Below are 20,703 nucleotides of genomic sequence, written 5' to 3'. Positions count from 1 at the left end.
ATATCAGCATTTCCATCAGATAGCGGTAATACAACACAAAATCCCAAAATAACATCAGCTTGCTCCGCAATATAAACATATCCTGCTTCAATATATTTTATCGGCAGTTCTATCATGTGGGGATTTGCTAGTAATAATTCCCTATCTTCTTCCCACATGAGAGATGCACGTAATTGCAGCGCTTCAAGGGCGATCTGTTCGGTTGTATTGGCTAATCTGATGGTTATTCTCATTATTTTGTTATCTCTGCGCTCTACGCTGTGTATACATTGCATCCAATGTAAATAGCACTAGTGCAGCCCAGATAAAGCCGAAAGTAATCAGACGATCAATGCCTATCTGTTCACCATAAACCAAGGTTGCTAGCAAAAACATTAGCGTTGGGCCGACGTACTGAAAGAATCCTAGTGTGGATAGACGCAGGTGAGCCGCGGCTTCGGTGAATAACAGTAATGGCACAGTAGTAATAATGCCTGCGGCGATCAGCAATAAATTGAGAGTCATTGGGTTATTACTTAAATCACTGGTTGGAGTGTTGGCAAAACCAAATAGATAAATGGCAGCAACCGGCAGTAACCAGAGGGTTTCAATCGTCATGCCCGTTTGAGCGTCAACATTCATTTTTTTACGCAGCAGGGCATACAGGGCAAAAGTGACAGCTAAACTTAATCCAATGACCGGTATAGAACCAAATTGCCATAGCTGGATTAACACGCCGGTGAAGGCCAGAATAACAGCAGCCCATTGCATGCGGCGGAAACGCTCACTCAGAAACAGCATACCGAACAAAACGTTAACCAGTGGGCTAATAAAATAACCCAGGCTAGCTTCCAGCATATGGCCGTGGTTTACTGCCCAGATGTAAATCAACCAGTTACAGGCAATGATAGTGGCCGTCACGGCCAGCAATAATACTTTTTTAGGTTGACGGAAAATTTTGGCTACCTGTGACCAGTGACGAGTTAATGTTAGCAACAGCAACATAAAGAAAAATGACCAAATAATACGATGAGTCAGAATTTCGTCAGCAGGTACTTGCTGGATATGTTTAAAATAAACTGGCGCGATTCCCCAGATAAAACAGGCGCCGAAGGCGTACAGTACTCCTTTAGTCGTTTGTGGCTTGTTCATATTGTCCTGATGTTAAGATAGAAGGTGGAAAACGTGTTACCGGTTTTTAGCCCGTTAACATGAAAATAATATGTCACCGGGCTGAATATTACGCAAGCGATTAAAATTATATTGTCATCCTACCAGATAGGTCGCCGTTACACTGGCGATATGGTCTCTCTGCTCATTATGTAGTTCTGCTCTGGCGACGGAAACTTTGTTGCCATTACGGATAATACTACTGGTGGCAGTAAATAATTCACCGCGGCCGGGGCGTAGGTAATCCACGCGTAAATCAATGGTCCCCATTATTGATAATCGCTTTGCTAATTCTTCTATTGATGCAGGTACCAGACGAGGTAAGGCGTTACCGATGCAGACCAATCCACCACATACATCCAGCACTGATGCAACTACACCGCCATGTAGAATCTCCTGTGCAATATTACCTACTAGTTTACTTTGGTTACGGAATTGTATTTCTACGTAATCCGGTTCAAATCGGATTAGTTCAAGTCCTAATAATTGGTTAAAGGGCATATCGTGAACAAAAGCATGACCAATCACTTTTCGGGCTTCTTCCAGGGTTAATAGCGTTGTAGACATTTAATTTTATTCCTAAATAAAGGTATGTGTTATCAGTGTGAATTTATATGGTTAATGGTTTGTTGATATTATGCTTTTATTGCTAACCTTGCCAGTTTGTAAGGAATATCTGGTAATAATCTGAATAACATAATTGAATACAACTATAGGTAAGTTGAAACTGGAAATAATATCGGCGCTGGAATTTAATCTACTGAAATTACGTGTATATGTAAATTGTGTAAATAAATAAGGCAGTACTGTTCATCGTACTGCCTTAAGAGAATTGAGAAATTTGCTGATGAAGCTTAGTTCTCTGTAACTATATTTTACGTATTACTATATTTTACGCATTACCAAATGTGGCAATTGGATTAATCAGGTTATCAGCAAACTGTAAACTTTGAGCTGGATCAGCTAAATCAAGCATCTGACGGTTATTCGCTATTTGTAGGCGGTTTAGACAGCAGCGTTTAATCTCCGGTGTAAACAGATCGTAACGTACAAATTGCTCACTCAACTCAGGATGGTTGCGCTGATAACTTAAAATACATTCTGCTACAGCCTGCCAGAACAGATCCTGTGAGTAGTCACCCTGTTCATCCAGAATTGCTGCCAGATAGCGGAATATACCGTCAAACACATCAGATAGGATGGTCAGTGTTTTCATCTCTTCTGGCATGTCTACTTTGACTCGACTCGCTTTTTCCGGTAAATCGGCGTCGGGATTCATGACCAGAATTTCTTCAGCCAAATCTTTCATAAAGACGTGTTGTGGAGCATGGTCTTCCAATACCAGAATGATGTTTTCGCCGTGTGGCATGAACATCAGATCGTAAGCGTACAGGCAGTGCAATAGTGGAGCAAGATAACTATCCAAATAGCGGTGTAGCCATTCCTGAGTAGACAGACCGGATGCTGAAATTAACGCAGGCAACAGGGCATTCCCTTGCTGATCACTGTGCAGTAACGCAGCCATTGTCATCACTTGTTGCCTAGGTTCAATCAATTGCAATGGGTTTTCTCGCCATAGGGCCGCCATCATTTTTTTGTAAGGCGTATCGCTACTGATTGCTTGCTCGTAATAGCTGTTTTTGAAACCAACGCTGGCGACTTCTCGTAAAATTTTAAAACGATAATGTTGCAAGACGGGATCTTGCGTTACCAAATCAAATAGCCAGTCATTAATGCCCGGTGTCGTCGCCATATAATAAGGTGATAAACCGCGCATAAATCCCATATTTAGAATAGACAACGCCATTTTTACATAATATCGCTGAGGATGACTGCGATTGAATAGGGTACGGATTGACTGTTGCGCCTGATAGGTATCAGCCCCAGTACCAAGGTAGACCAATTTCTGATTAGCAATATCGGGCGCAAACACCGATGCCAACTTGTTCTGCCATTGCCAGGGGTGAACAGGCATCAGTAAGTAATCCTCTGGATTAAGATTAAGCGCGATCAACCGCTGGTCAAATTCAGCCATTGTGGTTGTGCCTAGTTCTTGTTCCAGCAACTGTTGATAGTTAAGTTGCTCAATGCAGGCGAAGTGAGCTTTGCTCTTATGTGCGGCCAGCCATACTAAATGCATAGCAGAGGCGGCTTCGGGACTAAAGTTCTGGAAATCGCCAATATCAAAACCAATCCGGCCATTGTTGGCGACGAAAGAGGGGTGTCCTTCCATCATCTCCCCTTCCAGCGCCTGAAAATCAGTGTTCACGAGATCCATTGCACTGATGCCGACTCTGTTATGCTTAAAAGCGCTGCTATAGAGAGTACTGGTAATTTCTTCCAGATAGGTAGGCATCACGATGTCGCTAATGCCAAGTTGTTGTTTGAACTCAATAATGAATAGCAAGGAATCGAGCGCTACTTCTTCTCCGTTAGCATTTTTCTGTAACGAATCGGCATCAATCAGCCAGTGATCCAGCGCCATACGTCGCGCCCGGAAAGTATAGCTGACCAGATGGTCGGCACTATCCAAACGGTAATGATGATATCCGTTACTATCCGCTTTTTCAGTTAACTGTTGAGGCGCGAGTAGACATTCATGTGAAAATTCAGAAATAGCTTTACACAAGTGCAGACGATTAACCTTCTGCCAGACTGCCGGTTGCAAGTGTGTAGCATTTGCCATCAATGAGCCTGAAGGGGTTGATGTTGTTGCTTGATGTTCCCGCTGTAACGCAATCTGATGCTGCTCTCTGGTACAAAAGGCTAACTTGGCGGTTTTATGAGGTAATACCAATGCCTTCTGATAAACAAAACCGGCCCGCAGATTAAGCTTGTGAATTTTCTCATTACGTATATCGGGTTCAACCACCATGCGAGCCACAGTAGGATCGCTAAAAATAAAGGCCATGATGGTTTGGAAAATTCCCCAGGTGAAATGCCTGATTTTTTCTTGCGGTGGTGCAACCAGAATATGCATTCCCATATCATCTGGGTGTGCTGGATAATATTTTCCAATCAGATCATCTTGTGCACGATAACACTCTAATAAAAAAGCAGGTTGCTCCCGATATATTCCAATAAATACACTGCCTGGATGGCGTGATTCTAAATCATGATAAAATTCCCATACCTGTTTTTCGGTATTGTTTTGCATTCCCCAATAATGGGCGTAATCCCGGTTAACCCAGTCAGTTAATATGGGAATATCCCGTTCCAGATCCAGTGGACGTAATGCAAAGCTGCCTATTTCAGGCAAGGATTTTTCAAACAGCGTAGGATTAAAGACGGACATTAGCACGCTCCTTCGGTAGCAACGCTGAACTGCTGGAAAGCGATACTTTTCTCAATCGGGTAATGTTCAGTACCGGTAATTTCATAAATCAAGCAAGAGTTGCGATAACAAGCCATCCCCAGATCCGGTGTAACGAAACCGTGGGTATGTAATTCCACATTTTGTATGAAAACAGTATTGTTGCGATCAATGCTGTAATTACGTTGTACACCATAACGCCCTTTTTCATCCCAACGAATAAGATGGCGTATACCTTCAATAAAAGTCGGAGGCTGATACTGATAGCCAGTTGCCAGAACAACTCCTGCGGTATCCAGAGAAAATGGTTGCTCCTGCTCATGCTGGAATAACGTTAATGTCAGGTCGCGCCCATTTTCTGCATGGCTAACTTGCCGTAACTCACTATTGGTATATAAATTAACGTTTAATTCACCGTTTAATCGTTTAGTGTACATTAAATCGAAAATATCGTTGATTAATGAACTATTGATGCCTTTATAAAGCTGTTTATGGGACAGATTTAATGCATCACGTTTTTCTTCCGGGAGGTTATAGAAATAATCTACATATTCTGGTGAGGTCATTTCTAGAGTCAGCTTGGTATATTCCAGCGGAAGAAAACGTGGTGAGCGGGTAAGCCAATTAAGTTGATAATCGAATCTGTCAATATCACTGAGCAAATCGTAGAAAATCTCAGCGGCACTTTGTCCACTACCCAAAACGGTAATAGATTGTTTTTGTTGTAAAGCGGCTTTGTTCTTCAAATAATTACCAGATGTCACCATCTGGTCAGCGAAGGGTTGGCAGCACTTTGGAATATAGGGCGAAGGACCGGTACCTAATACCAGCTTTTTACAAACAAATTGATGTTGTTGTCCCGTTAACGTATCTGAACAATGTAATGTATATAGCGAGGTATGTTCATCATAGCTAATGCTGTTAACGCGCGTGTTAAAACGTAAATTGGATAACTGTTCTACCGCCCATTGACAATATTGATTGTATTCCTTACGCATCAAGAAAAAACTTTCCCGGATATAAAAGGAATATATTCTCCCTTTTTGCTTAATATAATTAAGGAAGCTAAGTGGGTGCGTGGGTGAGGCTAAGGTCACCAGATCTGACATAAAAGGGGTCTGCATGGTGGAATTTTCCAGCATCATTCCCGGATGCCAATCAAAGCCCGGTTTTTGATCGATAAACAGGCTATGAACATCTTTTAGTGGTTGAGTTAAACAAGCCAGTCCGAGATTAAAAGGACCTATTCCAATGGCAATAAAATCATAAGGGCGAGTTGTCATAATTTCTCCTGGTGAATAGCATTAATTTCATTAGTTATTATTATGGGTTGCCAGAAAATCGTTTCCGTGCATTACGATGCTATGCACAATTTCTTGTAGATGTTGTTGGTTTGTTGCCGGGTTAAGGAAAGTAAATTTTAAATATTGTTTGCCATTGACTTTGGTGCCTGCAATAACGGTATTGCCTTCACGGAATAGCGCTTTGCGAATGGCTGCATTGATGGCATCAATATCAGCATCGGGTAATTTTTGTTTAGGAATAAAACGGAAAACCAAAGTACTTAATTCTGGATAATGAATAAGTTCAAAATAGGGATTTTGCGCCATTAATCGATAGGCATCCTGAGCCGTATCGACAACTTTATCAAAAGCTTGCCCAAGTCGTTTTGCGCCCATAATTCGTAATGTCAGCCACATTTTCAATGCATCAAAACGACGAGTTGTCTGGATACTTTTATTAACCAGATTGGGTGTACCCTCTTGTGAGGCGCTGAGTGGATTTAAATATTCGGCATGATAAGTCAGATGGGATAAATGCTGCTTATTTTTGACGAAGAAAGCACTGCAACTAACGGGTTGGAAGAATGACTTATGGTAATCCACAGTGACAGAATCCGCCAAATTAATGCCTTCCAGTAGATGAGCGCGACGAGGCGAAACGAGTAAACCGCATCCGTATGCCGCATCCACATGTAGCCAAATACCATACTGTTTGGCGATAGCCGCGATAGGATGAAGTGGGTCAATACTGCCGAAATCTGTGGTACCGGTTGTCGCGACAATGGCAAAAGGAATGTTGCCTTGTTCGATGCATTGGTTAATGCTTTGTTCCAATGCTTGAGGGTCCATACGGAACTCACTGTCGTGAGGAACAGAGACAACGGCGTTATATCCTAAACCAAGGATGGCAGCGGCTTTTTGTGTACTGAAATGGCTGACTGTTGAGGTAAAAATACGCAGTTTATGGAAATCTGCTGGCAGACCATGTAGCTGATTTTTATGTTCAGGATCGCGCTGATGACAAAAATGATCCCGTGCCAGTAGCATTGCCATCAGATTTGATTGGGTACCGCCACTAGTAAAGATACCATCAGCATTTATACCTAATGCCATTTTATCTCGTGTCCAGTCGAGAACTTTTTGTTCTATTAGTGTCCCGCCAGCGCTTTGATCCCAGGTATCCAATGAAGAATTAATCGCGCCAATAATGGTTTCAGCCAGGACGGCGGGTAATACTAATGGACAATTAAGATGGGCCACATACCTTGGATGATGAAAATAAACAGCATCTTTAAGATAAAGTTGTTGCAACTCATCTAAAGCCTGGTTTAAAGAGGTGAGGGGAAGATCTAAATTCACTTTAGAAAATAGTGGGGATAATTCATGGGGTAATATCCCACTGAAAGGCTTATCCACCTGCTGTAATACTTTCTTTATTCTGGTAACGACATTATAGGCGTCATCAAGATAGTCTCCAGCACTATGCATATTTAAGAAATATCTGGAAAAATCTTTTTCCGTTATATGACTATCTTCCGTGTGTGGATGGTTTAATAGCAGAGTGTCTCCGTACATTATATATCCTTTTTATCTCATATATAGGTTATCATTTGGTTATTGCCCAACATAATTGATTTTATTATGTGTAATATTTGGTTAGATTAAATAAGTGTTGAATAATGGCGCGATTAAATCATAATAATCTCTTTCTGCCTAAGCAGATAGGAATTAAAAATTATAGAATAGAGTGTTAATCTTTGCTTTCTACTTTAGATTCCAGGGGGCAATCATGGCAATTACCGACGCCAGGTAGTTTATTTCGCTGGCAGCAACTGCGACGTTGCATATTGTTATGCCGTAAAATAACTGTACGGTAAAGGGGATTATCTCTACCATCAGGTAATTGCGGCTCCATAAAAAGACCATGTATAATTTCTTGATATAACTTGCTATTTATTCTTGTGCTGAATTCGGCAAGATACCAATGCATAAGATAACCGATATTATTCCACAGGAGACGTCTATTTATCCCTTGATATGATTCAATCTTTTCACATACGGGAATAATATGGCGATCCAAGAGAGAATAATGGCGGTGTAGTAATGATGAAGGCGCCTCATTCAGCCAGGTTAAATTATAGTAAAAAATATCTGGTCTGCCGCTGTCATGGAATTCAACCTGAAAAAGATTGTAATGGGTATCCACTGCTTGTGGATATTCCAGCAGCATTAACATCATTGGGGGAATAACTAAACCAAAATACCATTGGGTCCACAAGGAATATAGGGCTTTTTGGTTAGGTTTTATATCATTGTCGCCGTAATATTCATCCTGATAGCGCTGAATTAATACTGGAAACTTCTTTGTATCTGACCACTGGGGAAAGCTCATGCTGGTAACAGGGATATTGTCTGCATTTACTCTCATTGTGGCAGTAAAATGGCTGAATGTTTGTTCAAATAACTGGATGATATCTTCAATTACCACTGTGGTTAAAGGTGCAATTGAATGCTTTGTATTTGACACCGTCAACTCCCTGCTTACACTTTCGTACAACCTGATTGTAGTATCTTACATATGACTAATCATTGTAAATATAATTATGATAATTATTATTATTCTCATTGTCATTATCAAGTGGTAAATCTTTTAAGCGCCTATATTGCTTGTTAATACGACAAAATCATAGTCAGCTCATTTCTTGTTCAGATAGGATTATATCTTGGAATAATCAATGGCTTACCAGATTCTGGGTCGCAAATAATACGGCAAGCCAGACCAAACACATCAGCGATACTCTGCTCATTGATAATCTCTTCTGGCACCCCTTCGGCGTAAATTTTGCCATTTTTCATCATAATTAAATGTGAGGCATAGCGTAGTGCTAGATTAATATCGTGTAGTACCAGCACTAACGTTTTCCCCTGTAAATGTAGACGTTGGCAAAAATCAAGCATTTCAATCTGATGGGTGATGTCCAAATAAGTGGTTGGTTCATCTAACAGTACAATGGGTGTTTGTTGTGCCAATGTCATGGCAAACCAGGCGCGCTGACGCTGACCGCCGGAAAGCTCACTTACTAACCGTTGCGACATCTCCTGGAGTTCGACTGCCTGTAAAGCGTCATTAACTGCTCGTTCATCTTCTGCTGACCACTGCCGTAAAAAAGATTGATGAGCGTAACGCCCACGTGAAACCAAATCGTATACTGTCAACGCTTCGGTGATGGTTGCCCCTTGTGTCAACAGAGATAGCTCACGTGCTACCGCTTTGGGTTTGTAATGTCGAATATTGCGCCCATCAAGCAGGATTTCACCATGTTGTGGCGTTATACCTCGGCTAATGGCGCGTAGTAGGGTCGATTTTCCACAACCATTCGGGCCGATGATGACGCTGAATTCACCATCACGAATAGAAATATTTAAGTGCTCAATAATTGTTTTCTTTCCGTATGCCAGCGAAAGATCTTGGGCTGTCAATCGTGAAGCGCGAGTTGGGGAATTCATATCAAATGACATTACTTTGTTCTCCTTAATTCAGCGTATAGCAAATACATCAAATAGACGCCGCCTACCCCTGCGGTGATAACCCCTATTGGCAGACGTGCCGAAGTAGGAAGTAGCAAAGTAATTAAATCGGAGGCGAGCAGTAATAATGCTCCCACCAATGCGGAACAGAGCAGAGCAGTGCCTTTTGCCCGTACCAAACGGCGGGCGATTTGCGGAGCAGAGAGTGCGATAAAAGCTACCGGGCCGACAACCAATACTGCCATTGAGGCCAGTATTACCGCCAGTAATAAGCTCATAAGTTGAATGATACGTACTGGTACACCGAGCGTATTAGCAACTTCATAGCCCAGATTGACGTAGTTCAATTGCCGTCCCAGCCAGAGTAGAAGCGGGGCAAACAGTATCATCGTCCCGTAAATTAACCCAACATCTTGCCAGCGTCGGTTGGCGAGGCTGCCGTGCAGCAGCGAAGCAAGTTGTTGCGCCTGTTCAAGGCGCACATTCGAGATAGCAAAATTAACAAATGCCATACAAAGGGCGGCGATAGCAATTCCGGAGATGACAATCCTGGTTGTCTGCATCTGCCCAGAGTCGCTAATGTTTCCGGCGTATACCAGTAATACCGCAAAGCTGGCTCCTAGCAGCGCACCTAAAGCGACGGGGATTACTCCAGGCCAGATGATCAGCGTGGCGACGATCCCAGCGGCGGCACCGGCATTCACGCCAATAATATCGGGGCTGCCAAGTGCGTTGCGGGTCGTCAATTGAAAAAGTGAACCTGAGAGCGCTAGCGTTGCACCCGCCCCGATAGCCACTAATGCGCGGGGTAACCGTAGCTGTGTGAGAATAAATTCCTGATAAGGGGTTGAGGTTGCTAGCCAGAGGTTATCAATACCTTGCTTACCCAGAGCCAGAGAGAGATAAAACAGCATAGCGAGCAGTAGCAATATCAATAGGATTGATCTTTGGGTTCGCTGTGAAGGTATAAGAAAGACAGCAGTTCCCAACATGAAGGTGCGCGTTTTTGCCGGTCTGGATAGGTTAATCTGCGGCATAATTCACTCCACGATGGGTTTTAACGATCAGATAGAGCAACGGCCCACCGATTCCCGCGGTAATAATGCCCACCATGATCTCCCCCGGTGCTATCACCAATCGAGCCAATATATCGGAAGTGAGTAGGAGGCAAGGCCCGGCGAACAGGCAATAGGGCAGTAGCCAGCGGAAATCGCTGCCAACTAAAGCTCGCATCAAGTGAGGGGCCGCTAAGCCAATAAAGGCAATAGGACCAGCCATCGCGGTAGCCACTGCGGCCAGTATGGTGGCGGCAATAAGCGATAATACACGGGTGCGGGCAACATTAGCGCCAAGTGAACTGGCAATGCCTTCACCAAACACCATCACATTTAAAGAAGAGCTGAGTGAAAGGGTCAATATCAAAGCAAATAACAGATAGGGTATCAGCGAACTCGCTTCTGCCAGCGACATTGCGCTAAGCGATCCAATGGTCCAGAAACGATAGCTATCCAGTACATGTGCATTCATTAATACGAAGCCTTGTACAAAAGCAAATAGGCAGGCGTTAATGGCGGCACCAGTTAACACCATGCGTGCTGGATTGCTATTACGTTGTCCGCCGCTAAGCAGGTAGAACAGCAATGTAGCCAGACTTGCGCCAATAAATGCTGTCCAGAAGCGCGGCAGTTCGTTCAGTATGGGGATGAAAGAGAAACTGACGACCACCGCAGCAGCGCCGGCATTAACACCCAGTAAACCCGGCTCGGCTAATGGATTACGCATCAATCCCTGTGTTACGGCGCCGGAAAGCGCCAGTGCTGCGCCGACCATGATGCCAATTAACGTACGTGGTTTGCGGGCATTAATCACCAGATCGCTATAGCTACCATTGTCACCTAACCAGTAGTGATGCCATATGGTCGATAACGGTAACGTTTTTGCACCCAGACTCAGACTGGCAGTAATACAAATCAAGGTCAGCAGTACCATGAGACCCAGGCCAAGTAGCAGTAAGAATCGCCGTTTAGGATTTGTCATGATGATTTAATTGCCTCTGCCAGCACGGGCATAAATTGCGATAAGCCCCAGCGCAAGCTAAGTGGTGTACCGTAAGACATAGCAACAACCAATGATTGGTCGGTTAGCGGGATATAACCTCCCTGATGTACGGCACGGATAGATTGAAATAACGGCTGTGCTTCCACTGCTTTACGTTCTTGTTCATTATTGAACCATGTCACTAAGATATCCGCGCCGTTAAGATAATCCGCATTTTCCAGCCCTATATTAGCGGCAAAACTGCCGAAAGGATCGGCCAATGTGCTAACCGATGGCAGTAGCGTCAAACCAAGATGAACTAAAGTATCGACGCGTGGATCGCCTCTGACGTATACCGATAGCATGTTGCTGCTGATGCCTGCTTTGATATAGGCGAAAGTATAGCCGCTGATATGTGGGATGGTATTACCTGCTTCGCGCAATATGGCATCCAGTTCAGCAGCAAGTTGCTCTCCTTGCGGTTGTTTATCTAGCGCGCGAGCAATTAATTCAATCTGTTGTTGTGGTGTTGTGAGCCAGGGGGCAGATGGATAAGCGATCACTGGGGCGAAATGTGATAAATGGTCATAAATTTCTTGGGTGATGCCTGATTGGGTTGCCACAATCAGATCAGGCTTAAGACTAATGACCTTCTCAATGTCCAATTCGGGGTACATATTTATCACAGCAGGCAGAGTCTCGCCACGCTGTTGTATCGCTTGTTTAAACCACGGCAGATAACCTTGTTCATCTCCGCCCCAACGATGGGATTCGATCCCGACAGGGACGATGCCAAGATCCAGTACGATATCTTCCGCTCCTGCGCCCAAGGCAACAACACGTTGGGGTTGATGTGGGATTACCGCCGTACCCAATGCGGTAGTAATTTCTTTTGGATAACCGGGCTTATCTAACGATACATTGTCTGTTCTGGCTGGCTTATCACAGCCAGCCAACAGACTGATAAACAACACCAGCAGTACGGCAAACCCTTTGCAACGCTTCAATTTCATTGTTTGCTTTCCTTCAAATAAATAGAAACATAAAGTTTGCCGCCCGTGGTGCCATAACGAATTTAAACTCAGAATTTATAACGCAAGATCGCTTCAATGTTGCGAGGTGCGCCAAAGTAATACTGAGAATATTGACCGAACTGGGTGTAGTAGGTCTTATCAAATACGTTATTCAGGTTAACCGTTAAAGAGAGATCCGGTGTGAATTGATAACGGCTCATCAGGTTAACCACAGCAAAGCTGTTTTGTTCCGCTTGCATTGATGTCTTCCCAGGCCCAGCAACGGTCAACCAGGTTTTATCTTGCCAGTTAACACCACCGCCGATGGTCAGATTACTCATCGCACCTGGCAGGGTGTAGGTGGTAAACAGCTTAAACAGCCTGTTTGGCATATTGCTATTGATTCGCACACCGTTAGGATCTGTTGCGCGGAATTGCGTGTAGCCAGTATAAAGACGCCAGTTATCTGTCAGTTGACCACTGATTTCTGCTTCGAACCCACGAGTTTTAGTGCCATCCACGGTATAACGAGGAATGGAGAGATCCGGTAGTTTCGGTGCATTGTTATCGACTAATGGCAGGTTATCTTGACGGATTTCAAAGATTGCCAGTGAGTAATCAAGACTATTATCGAAGGCAACACCTTTTAGGCCCGCTTCATAGTTTTGTCCAGACACTGGAGCAAGTAATTTATTATTGCGGTCACGGTGATTTTCTGGGTTGAATATTTCGGTGTAACTGGTGTAAACCGACAAATCTTGAGTGATGTTGTAGATCAACCCACCATAAGGAACAAATTCGTCACTGTAGCTGGCATTCTGTGGAGTATTGAAATTATCACCGCGTGTTTGCCAACTGGTTACCCGACCTCCGAGGATCAAGGTCAGAGGATCTGCCAGAGAAATCTGAGTGACTGCATAACCTGCGGTCTGTTCATTACGTCCTTTTGAACCATAAGTTCGCGTATTACTCCACTCTGGTTCAGGATATTGCCAGCCTGGAGAGGTGAAGTCACCCAGCCCGGTGCAATTGCGTTTGAGCATACAGGTTGCGTTGAAGTAATCGTTTTGGAAATCCTGTTGCTGATGATTTAAGCCGAAGCTGACATGATGAGTACGGTTGAATAACCGGTAGTCGCCATTTACTTGTAGATCGTAGTTCTTCTGGCGGCGGCTGCCATCAATCAGTGTCATGTTACCTGGCGCCATACCAATATTGGTATTACGGTCAGGAAAACCTGTTGCCCACAGGACTTTTTGGTCCAGAGCGTTATTATCATAAGTAAAGGTGCCCTTCACACTCCAGCCGTTGTCAAAGTTATGTTGCAGGCTGGTAAAGGTAGAGAAGGTCCGAACTTTTGAAAAAGCCCAATCGGGTGCATAGCTGTCGCTGCGTTTATAATTTGTTTTGCTGCCGTCTGCAAAATAGATTGGCAAACCACCAAACATGCCGCCACGGGTGTGATTACGTTGATAATCAGCGCCTATAGTCAGCAATGTATTTTCTGTTAAATCCGCTTCAAGGACACCATAGAATGGGTATCTTTCGTTGCTATTGCGATCAATAAAAGAGTTGGCCGCTTGATAGGCTGTAACGAAACGTCCACGTAGGTTGCCACTGTCATTTAATGGGCCAGAGAGATCAAGGCCAGTGCGCCATTTATCCCAAGAACCGGCGCCAGCAGAAAATTCGCCACGGAAATCGCGGGTTGGACGTTTACGAATCAGGTTAACCGCTGCCGAAGGATTGCCTGGGCCAACCATCAAACCGGCTGCCCCACGTACCACTTCAATACGATCAAACAGGTCAGCATCCAACAGATTGTCACCATAGTTAAAACGGGTATCGTAGTAGGTCGCAACCCCATCACGCAGGATGTTATTGATGGCCATGCCTCGAGAGGTAAACCCGAAACGATCGCTATCAAGCTGGCGTATGCTCATACCGGTTGTGCTATTGATGATGTTATTAACACTGCTCAGATTTTCGTCAAGCATACGTTGTTTGGTGATGACACTGACGGTTTGTGGCGTTTCACGTGCTGAAAGATTCAGACCGGTGGCAGTGACCATCGAAGTGGTATTGTACATACCGGTGTCTTCGGTCACTCCTTCATTTTCTGGTCGTGAAGCAGTGACAATAATCGTGCTTTCATTTTGGGCAGCGGTTTTATCGCTTGTACTTTGCGCACTTTCCGTGATTGCATAACTATTTCCCATTAATACTAACTGTATAGTCATTGCAAGAGTTGTTTTTTTAATCATGGAACCCTTTTGCAAAAACGGATACATCACTTTCTTATTATTCATACCATCCCCAAATTAAATCTTTTGGTATTTATCTATGTTGATATTTTTATTTATTACTGCTCGGCTTGATGAAGAATAACCGAGTATTCATGGCGTAAAGCGTACAGCGGATTAACTAAAGTTCCGGCGAATTTGAGATTCTTTTCGCGGTCGTCAAGATCGATCATCTGTTGATTGTTCGCCATTTGTAGGCGGTTCAGACAGGTACGAATAAATTCCTGCTTAAACAGATCGAACTTACGGAATTTTTCGATCTGGTGCAGATGTTGGGATTGATAATTATGGACACAGCGTGCAACCAGTAACCAGAAACGCTCTTCGGGTAGATTAAGATCTTTTTGCAACAGCGGAATCAGATAGCGGAAGAAACAATCGAAGATATCAAGGAAGATATAGTTAATTTTCATGTCGTCTTCGATAGTGACGTGCAGGAAATTAATCTCTTCAGGCAATTGGAGATCACCATTCAAAATAGCGATTTCTTCACCAATATCTTTCATCAACATGTTTGTCGGGCGGTTATTATCCAATACCAACATCAGGTTTTCACCATGTGGCATAAACACCAGATCATAGGTGAAGAAAGATCGCAGTAATGGAGAAAGGTAAGCATCGAGATAGCGTGATACCCACTCTTCTGAATTTAAACCTGAATCTTTTACTAAAGCAGCAACGACGGAATTCCCCTGATGGTCAACGTGCAGCAACGAAGCCATTGTCATCAAGCGTTGGTTATCCTGCAACAGCGTCATTGGACTTTCGCGCCACAGTGCTGACAACATTTTTTTATGTGGGCTGTCTTTCTTAATGGCTGATTCAAAGTAGTTATTGAAATAACCGAGAGCAGCACGTTCCCGTAATACGGTAAAACCTTTCTGTTGGAAGAAACTGTCATTATGGACTAAGTTGCTGAGCCACTCATTGACTGATGGGGTTGTGACCATGCTGTGTGGATCGAGCCCACGCATAAAGCCCATGTTCAGCACGGATAGGGCGGTTTTAACGTAGTTCTTCTTCGGTTGAGTAATGTTGAAGAAAGTACGGATAGATTGCTGAGCGAGGTAGCGATCATGACCTTCTCCAAGATAAACAATATGATTATTGGCAATATCTGCCGCAAAGCTGATGGCGATACGGTGCTGCCACTGCCAGGGATGAAGGGGCATCAGATAATAATCTGATGGACATAATCCCAACATATTCAGGTGGCGTTCAAATTGGGCTGGCAGATATTTTCCTAGCTCTTCTTCTATTAATTGTTGGTATGAAAGATCGGACAGTGCAGAGAAAATAGCTTTATTCTTATGTACTGCAATCCAGATTAAAGTCACGGGGCTAGCGCTTTCAGGCGCATAGCGCTGATAATCATCGGCATCAAAACCAATGCGACCATTATTGGCAATAAAGACTGGATGGCCTTCACTCATTGCTGTTTCAACGACTTGATAATCGGCATGAGCTAAATCTTGGGCTGTAAGTCGGTTGTACTGATATTTAAAAGCGTGACCATAAAGCGTGCTAGATATCTCGTCGAGATAAATCGGCAGCATTTTTTCCTGGATTTCTAACAGTGGGTGCAACTCAATAATTAATTGAATAGCATCAAGTGGCTGAGATTGATTATCCTTGAATTTGGTTACGGAAGCGGTATCAATATCAATATGATCGAGCTGATAAGCCTCCGCTTGAAAATGGTATTGGTAGTCACCTATTGTCAGAGAATACTGTTGCTGCCCATGATAGGTAGGATTAATCAGTTTTTCGTGACATAGCTCACGTAATATTTTTGTCACCAGATGGCGATTGGCATAGAGCCAGTTCTCTGCGTTGAGGTGCAGAGTGTGATTATCAGAGTTAATATGTAGTGAACTCATGGTGATAACAATCCCTATTCATAATCAAAAATCATATCCAACATAGTCGTTGTACACTGGAAACAAATCGGTACGCTTAATTCTAAAATTTTCGAATATAAGCATCCTTTTTCCAGGTATTCATTCCGGTTCTCTTAGACAGGTGACTTTTGGGGTATTCAATTTTGATAACATTAATACAAATTATTATCATTAACAACTGTGTAAGTGTAAGGATTTGCTCTGGTTTTGTTTAAATAGCAGACAAAAATGTGGCGTTATGGCGCTGCATTGGGATGGGAAAGATGAGCTGAGGGGCGAATTTTTGATCGGCTATAACCTTTAACAAAACCTGCTTTTATCCGAGATGATGTTCAATGACATGCTGTAATTATTTCGAGAGTGAGATAGCATAATACACAGGCGTTTTGGATGGCGTCTGTGATTTTTTAACATGGTTGAGGAAAAGCGTGTCTACCGCAGAGGTCATTAATTCGATATCACTGACAGAGCAGGTATTGCGGAAAACCTTTGGTTATTTGCAATTCCGGCCAGGCCAGCAACAAGTTATCAATACCATTCTGGAAGGGCGTGACTGTCTGGTCATTATGCCGACTGGTGGCGGTAAATCATTGTGTTACCAAATTCCGGCGCTGGTACAGGAAGGGGTAACTTTGGTTGTTTCCCCGCTGATCTCTTTAATGAAAGATCAGGTGGATCAACTGCGGGCAAATGGCGTTGCGGCAGATTGCTTGAATTCAACTCAGGCCCGTGAACAGCAGATTGATGTGATCCGGCGTTGCCGTCAGGGAATGATTAAATTGCTGTATATCGCCCCTGAGCGTTTGATGATGGATAACTTCCTTGAACAACTTCTGGAATGGCAATCGGCAATGTTGGCTGTGGATGAAGCTCACTGTATTTCGCAATGGGGCCATGATTTCCGGCCGGAATATCGGGCGTTGGGGCAGCTCAGGCAACGCTTTCCGACATTACCTGTCATTGCGTTGACGGCCACCGCAGATGAAACAACCCGCAATGATATTGTCCGACTACTGAATCTTCATAATCCACTTATCCATATCAGCAGTTTTGACCGTCCCAATATCCGTTATACCTTGATAGAAAAATACAAACCATTAGATCAACTGTGGCTATTTATTCGCGGTCAGAAAGGTAAAAGCGGCATTGTTTACTGCAACAGTCGCAACAAAGTTGAAGAAATATCAGAGCGTTTACAAAAACGTGGCTTGAGCGTTGCGCCGTACCATGCCGGGTTGGATAACGGTCAACGTGCACGGGTGCAGGACGCATTTCAGCGTGATGATTTGCAGGTTGTAGTGGCAACCGTGGCATTTGGAATGGGCATTAATAAACCCAATGTTCGGTTTGTGGTGCATTTTAATATTCCACGTAATATCGAATCCTATTATCAGGAGACGGGACGTGCTGGACGTGATGGTTTGCCGGCGGAAGCGGTACTGTTTTATGATCCCGCGGATATGGTATGGCTTCGCCGTTGTCTGGAAGAGAAAGAAGCGGGTACACAGCAGGATATTGAGCGACATAAGCTCAATGCGATGGGGGCTTTTGCCGAAGCGCAAACTTGCCGTCGCTTGGTGTTATTAAACTACTTTGGTGAAAGTAAACAAACCCTTTGTGGTAACTGTGATATCTGCCTTGATCCACCGAAAAATTATGATGGCTTGGTGGATGCGCAAAAGGCGCTTTCTTGTATTTACCGGGTTGGGCAGCGTTTTGGTATCGGCTATGTTGTTGAAGTACTCAGAGGCGCGAATAATCAGCGTATCCGTGATATGAGGCATGATAATTTGCCGGTTTATGGTATTGGTAAAGATCAAAGTCAGGAACACTGGATGAGTGTATTGCGGCAGCTTATTCATTTAGGCTTTATCAGTCAAAACATCGCCAATTATTCTGCATTACAATTAACAGAAGCGGCACGTCCAATATTGCGTGGCGAAGTTTCGCTAAAACTGGCTGTTCCGCGAATTCAGAGCCTAAAAGGGCGCATTCAGCAGAGTAAATCGTATAGCGGTAATTATGATCGCAAACTATTTGCCAAGCTACGTAAGTTACGGAAATCCATTGCTGATGAAGAAAATATCCCGCCTTTTGTTGTATTTAACGATGTCACGCTAATTGAAATGGCGGAGCAATGCCCGGTTACGGCTGATGAATTGTTATTAATCAATGGAGTAGGGCAACGGAAACTGGAACGTTTTGGTAACGTCTTTATGGCTTTAATTAGTGAACATCTAGAGGAGTTTGGCTAGTCTGAGGGCAACTTATGACGCCAGAAATGTTGAAACAAAGTTGGCTTAATCGTGAGATACAGTTCTCTGCTTTTGCCAACGGGCCTCTGTTAGATTTTTGGCAAGTCAGGGAAGAGTGTGAATTTATTGGGGTCGATAATGTACTGATACGTTATATCCGTTTTTGTGCAACAGTAAAAAATTATAGAGCGGTTGTTATCTTTCCTGGCCGTAGTGAAAGTTATATCAAATACTCGGAAGTGGCATTTGATTTTTATCACCTTGGCTACGACGTTTTTATTATTGATCATCGTGGGCAGGGGCGATCCAGCAGAATGCTTGCAGATCCACAAAAAGGGCATGTAGAAAAATTTGATGACTATATTGATGACGTTGAAATATTAATAGAAAGAGAAATTCTTCCTCGTCATTATTCTCACTGTTATGCGTTAGCTCATTCAATGGGAGCGGCAATATTAGGGGGATTTTTATTACGTCACAGCCAGGTGTTTGATGCGGCAGCCCTTTGTGCTCCTATGTTTGGTATTAACTTTCCTATGCCGCGTTGGTTGGCGACTTTCCTGGTAAATCGGGCAGAAAAGCGGTCAGATGTGCGTAATGATTATGCGATATTAACCGGAAAATGGCGTCCATTGCCTTATTTAATAAACCTTCTGACACACAGTTATGAGCGTTATAACCGTTACCTCCGTTATTGCGCGGATTACCCGGAATTACGCATAGGTGGCCCAACATATCACTGGATGAGGGAAAGTATGTGGGTTGGCGATATGTTGATAAAAAAAGCCGGAGAAATTGAGACACCGTTGATGATCTTAAAAGCCAGTGAGGATAAAGTCGTTAATAATCAGAAAATACGGGCTTTTTGTGAATCACGTAACAAAGAGAGGGCTTTCATTGAAGAACGGTCACCTTTGATTATTCAAGGGGCGCATCATGAGATCCTGTTTGAAAAAGATAAATTACGTAGCCAGGCACTCAACGCCATTTGTGATTTTTTTGACCAGAATTGATTCAATTATAGGAATGATAACTATGTATTACATTGTTGCTTCAGATTTAGATGGCACTTTGCTATCTCCTGATCACAAATTAACTTCTTACACCAAGGAAACCCTTAATTTACTGACCAATAAAGGCATTAATTTTATTTTTGCTACTGGTCGTCATCATGTAGATGTTGCGCAAATCCGAGATGTTCTTGGTATTGATGCCTATATGATTACTTCCAATGGCGCTCGGGTACACAATGCTATGGGTGAACTGGTTTTCAGTCACAATGTTGATCCTGAGATTGTGCGTGATTTGTGTTTAATGGAGTTTGATAACGCTGATATTCTGACGAATTATTATTGCCATGATCACTGGTATATGAATCGTGAATGCCCTGAGCAGAAAGAGTTTTTTCAGGAATCAGTGTTTCATTATCAACTTTTTGAGCGTGACAACTTTAAAACCGATGATGTATGCAAAGTTTATTTTACCTGCCAAGATCATGATCTATTGGTTACGTTGGAAGAGAAAATCAAAGCGCGTTGGGGTGATAGAGTCAATGTGAGTTTCTCGTTGCGCAATTGTCTGGAAGTTATGGCGGGTGGAGTGTCGAAAGGTCATGCACTTGAACGGGTAGCCCAATCTATGGGTTATAAACTGAGTGACTGTATTGCTTTTGGCGATGGCATGAATGACTTTGAAATGCTAACGGTAGCAGGTAAGGGCTGTATTATGCAGGATGCTCACCAGCGCTTGAAAGATATCCTGCCAGATATGGAAGTGATTGGCTCAAACGCTGATGATGCAGTTTCCCACTATTTGTGCAAAATATATCAGGTTTAATTTATTATCCACTGTAATTGCAGCGCTATTGGCGCTGTTTTTTTCTTCATTTTCTTCATTTTCTTCTTCATCAGGAGGACCTAAG

Annotated in this window: 16 protein-coding genes; 3 read left to right on the top strand and 13 right to left on the bottom strand. The window is 43.4% G+C overall.

The genetic code is table 11. From position 1 onward, the window contains the following. The 13 genes from OO184_RS04950 to OO184_RS04885 all read right to left on the bottom strand — a co-directional run. Positions 1 to 233: hypothetical protein (locus OO184_RS04950; RefSeq protein WP_265378219.1), on the bottom strand; the 233-nt coding region annotated here is incomplete at its 3' end. 7 nt (positions 234 to 240) lie between these two features. Further along, the gene (rarD, locus tag OO184_RS04945; RefSeq protein WP_265378218.1) at positions 241 to 1,131 is read right to left on the bottom strand and encodes an EamA family transporter RarD; all 891 of its coding nucleotides are present in this window, start codon (positions 1,129 to 1,131) and stop codon (positions 241 to 243) included. Between the two features lie 114 nt (positions 1,132 to 1,245). Continuing rightward, the gene (locus tag OO184_RS04940) at positions 1,246 to 1,716 is read right to left on the bottom strand and encodes a thioesterase family protein (protein ID WP_265378217.1); all 471 of its coding nucleotides are present in this window, start codon (positions 1,714 to 1,716) and stop codon (positions 1,246 to 1,248) included. A gap of 325 nt (positions 1,717 to 2,041) precedes the next feature. Beyond that, entirely contained in the window at positions 2,042 to 4,444 is a 2,403-nt protein-coding gene (locus OO184_RS04935) for a GNAT family N-acetyltransferase (protein WP_283256219.1), read from the bottom strand. Next, positions 4,444 to 5,745: a lysine N(6)-hydroxylase/L-ornithine N(5)-oxygenase family protein gene (locus OO184_RS04925; protein ID WP_265378216.1), complete on the bottom strand. Its 1,302-nt coding sequence runs from the start codon at positions 5,743 to 5,745 to the stop codon at positions 4,444 to 4,446. The genes OO184_RS04935 and OO184_RS04925 overlap by 1 nt, the downstream gene beginning before the upstream one ends. Positions 5,746 to 5,775: 30 nt before the next feature. Further along, the gene (locus OO184_RS04920; RefSeq protein ID WP_265378227.1) at positions 5,776 to 7,233 is read right to left on the bottom strand and encodes a pyridoxal phosphate-dependent decarboxylase family protein; all 1,458 of its coding nucleotides are present in this window, start codon (positions 7,231 to 7,233) and stop codon (positions 5,776 to 5,778) included. Between the two features lie 262 nt (positions 7,234 to 7,495). Continuing rightward, the gene (fhuF, locus tag OO184_RS04915; RefSeq protein ID WP_265378215.1) at positions 7,496 to 8,272 is read right to left on the bottom strand and encodes a siderophore-iron reductase FhuF; all 777 of its coding nucleotides are present in this window, start codon (positions 8,270 to 8,272) and stop codon (positions 7,496 to 7,498) included. A 179-nt stretch (positions 8,273 to 8,451) separates the two neighbouring features. Beyond that, positions 8,452 to 9,264, bottom strand: coding sequence for an ABC transporter ATP-binding protein (locus tag OO184_RS04910; RefSeq protein ID WP_265378214.1), 813 nt, complete (start codon positions 9,262 to 9,264; stop codon positions 8,452 to 8,454). Beyond that, entirely contained in the window at positions 9,264 to 10,310 is a 1,047-nt protein-coding gene (locus tag OO184_RS04905) for a FecCD family ABC transporter permease (RefSeq protein WP_265378213.1), read from the bottom strand. The genes OO184_RS04910 and OO184_RS04905 overlap by 1 nt, the downstream gene beginning before the upstream one ends. After that, positions 10,297 to 11,310 (bottom strand): FecCD family ABC transporter permease, encoded by a 1,014-nt coding sequence (locus OO184_RS04900; protein ID WP_265378212.1) that lies wholly within the window; start codon positions 11,308 to 11,310, stop codon positions 10,297 to 10,299. The genes OO184_RS04905 and OO184_RS04900 overlap by 14 nt, the downstream gene beginning before the upstream one ends. Then, positions 11,307 to 12,323, bottom strand: coding sequence for an iron-siderophore ABC transporter substrate-binding protein (locus tag OO184_RS04895; RefSeq protein ID WP_265378211.1), 1,017 nt, complete (start codon positions 12,321 to 12,323; stop codon positions 11,307 to 11,309). Before OO184_RS04895 ends, OO184_RS04900 begins: the two co-directional genes overlap by 4 nt. A 68-nt stretch (positions 12,324 to 12,391) precedes the next feature. Further along, a complete protein-coding gene (locus OO184_RS04890; protein WP_376712539.1) occupies positions 12,392 to 14,632 on the bottom strand; it encodes a TonB-dependent siderophore receptor in 2,241 nt (746 codons plus the stop codon). Between the two features lie 53 nt (positions 14,633 to 14,685). Next, complete coding sequence (locus tag OO184_RS04885) at positions 14,686 to 16,506, bottom strand: IucA/IucC family protein (protein WP_265378210.1); 1,821 nt, start codon at positions 16,504 to 16,506, stop codon at positions 14,686 to 14,688. 449 nt (positions 16,507 to 16,955) lie between these two features. Here OO184_RS04885 and recQ point away from each other — a divergent pair, with 449 nt between their 5' ends. From recQ to yigL, 3 genes are read left to right on the top strand one after another with little or no spacing between them, the layout of a single operon-like run. Continuing rightward, positions 16,956 to 18,782 (top strand): ATP-dependent DNA helicase RecQ, encoded by a 1,827-nt coding sequence (gene recQ / locus OO184_RS04880; RefSeq protein ID WP_265378209.1) that lies wholly within the window; start codon positions 16,956 to 16,958, stop codon positions 18,780 to 18,782. A gap of 14 nt (positions 18,783 to 18,796) precedes the next feature. Further along, positions 18,797 to 19,795, top strand: a complete 999-nt coding sequence (gene pldB / locus OO184_RS04875) for a lysophospholipase L2 (protein ID WP_265378208.1) — start codon at positions 18,797 to 18,799, stop codon at positions 19,793 to 19,795. A 22-nt stretch (positions 19,796 to 19,817) separates the two neighbouring features. Continuing rightward, on the top strand, positions 19,818 to 20,618 hold the full coding sequence (yigL, locus tag OO184_RS04870; protein ID WP_132346111.1) for a sugar/pyridoxal phosphate phosphatase YigL: 801 nt from the start codon (positions 19,818 to 19,820) through the stop codon (positions 20,616 to 20,618). Positions 20,619 to 20,703: the final 85 nt, after the last annotated feature.

Origin of the sequence: Photorhabdus aballayi (assembly GCF_026153155.1) — a bacterium.
Lineage (GTDB): Bacteria > Pseudomonadota > Gammaproteobacteria > Enterobacterales > Enterobacteriaceae > Photorhabdus > Photorhabdus luminescens.
This window is presented reverse-complemented; position numbering and strand designations above follow the sequence as displayed.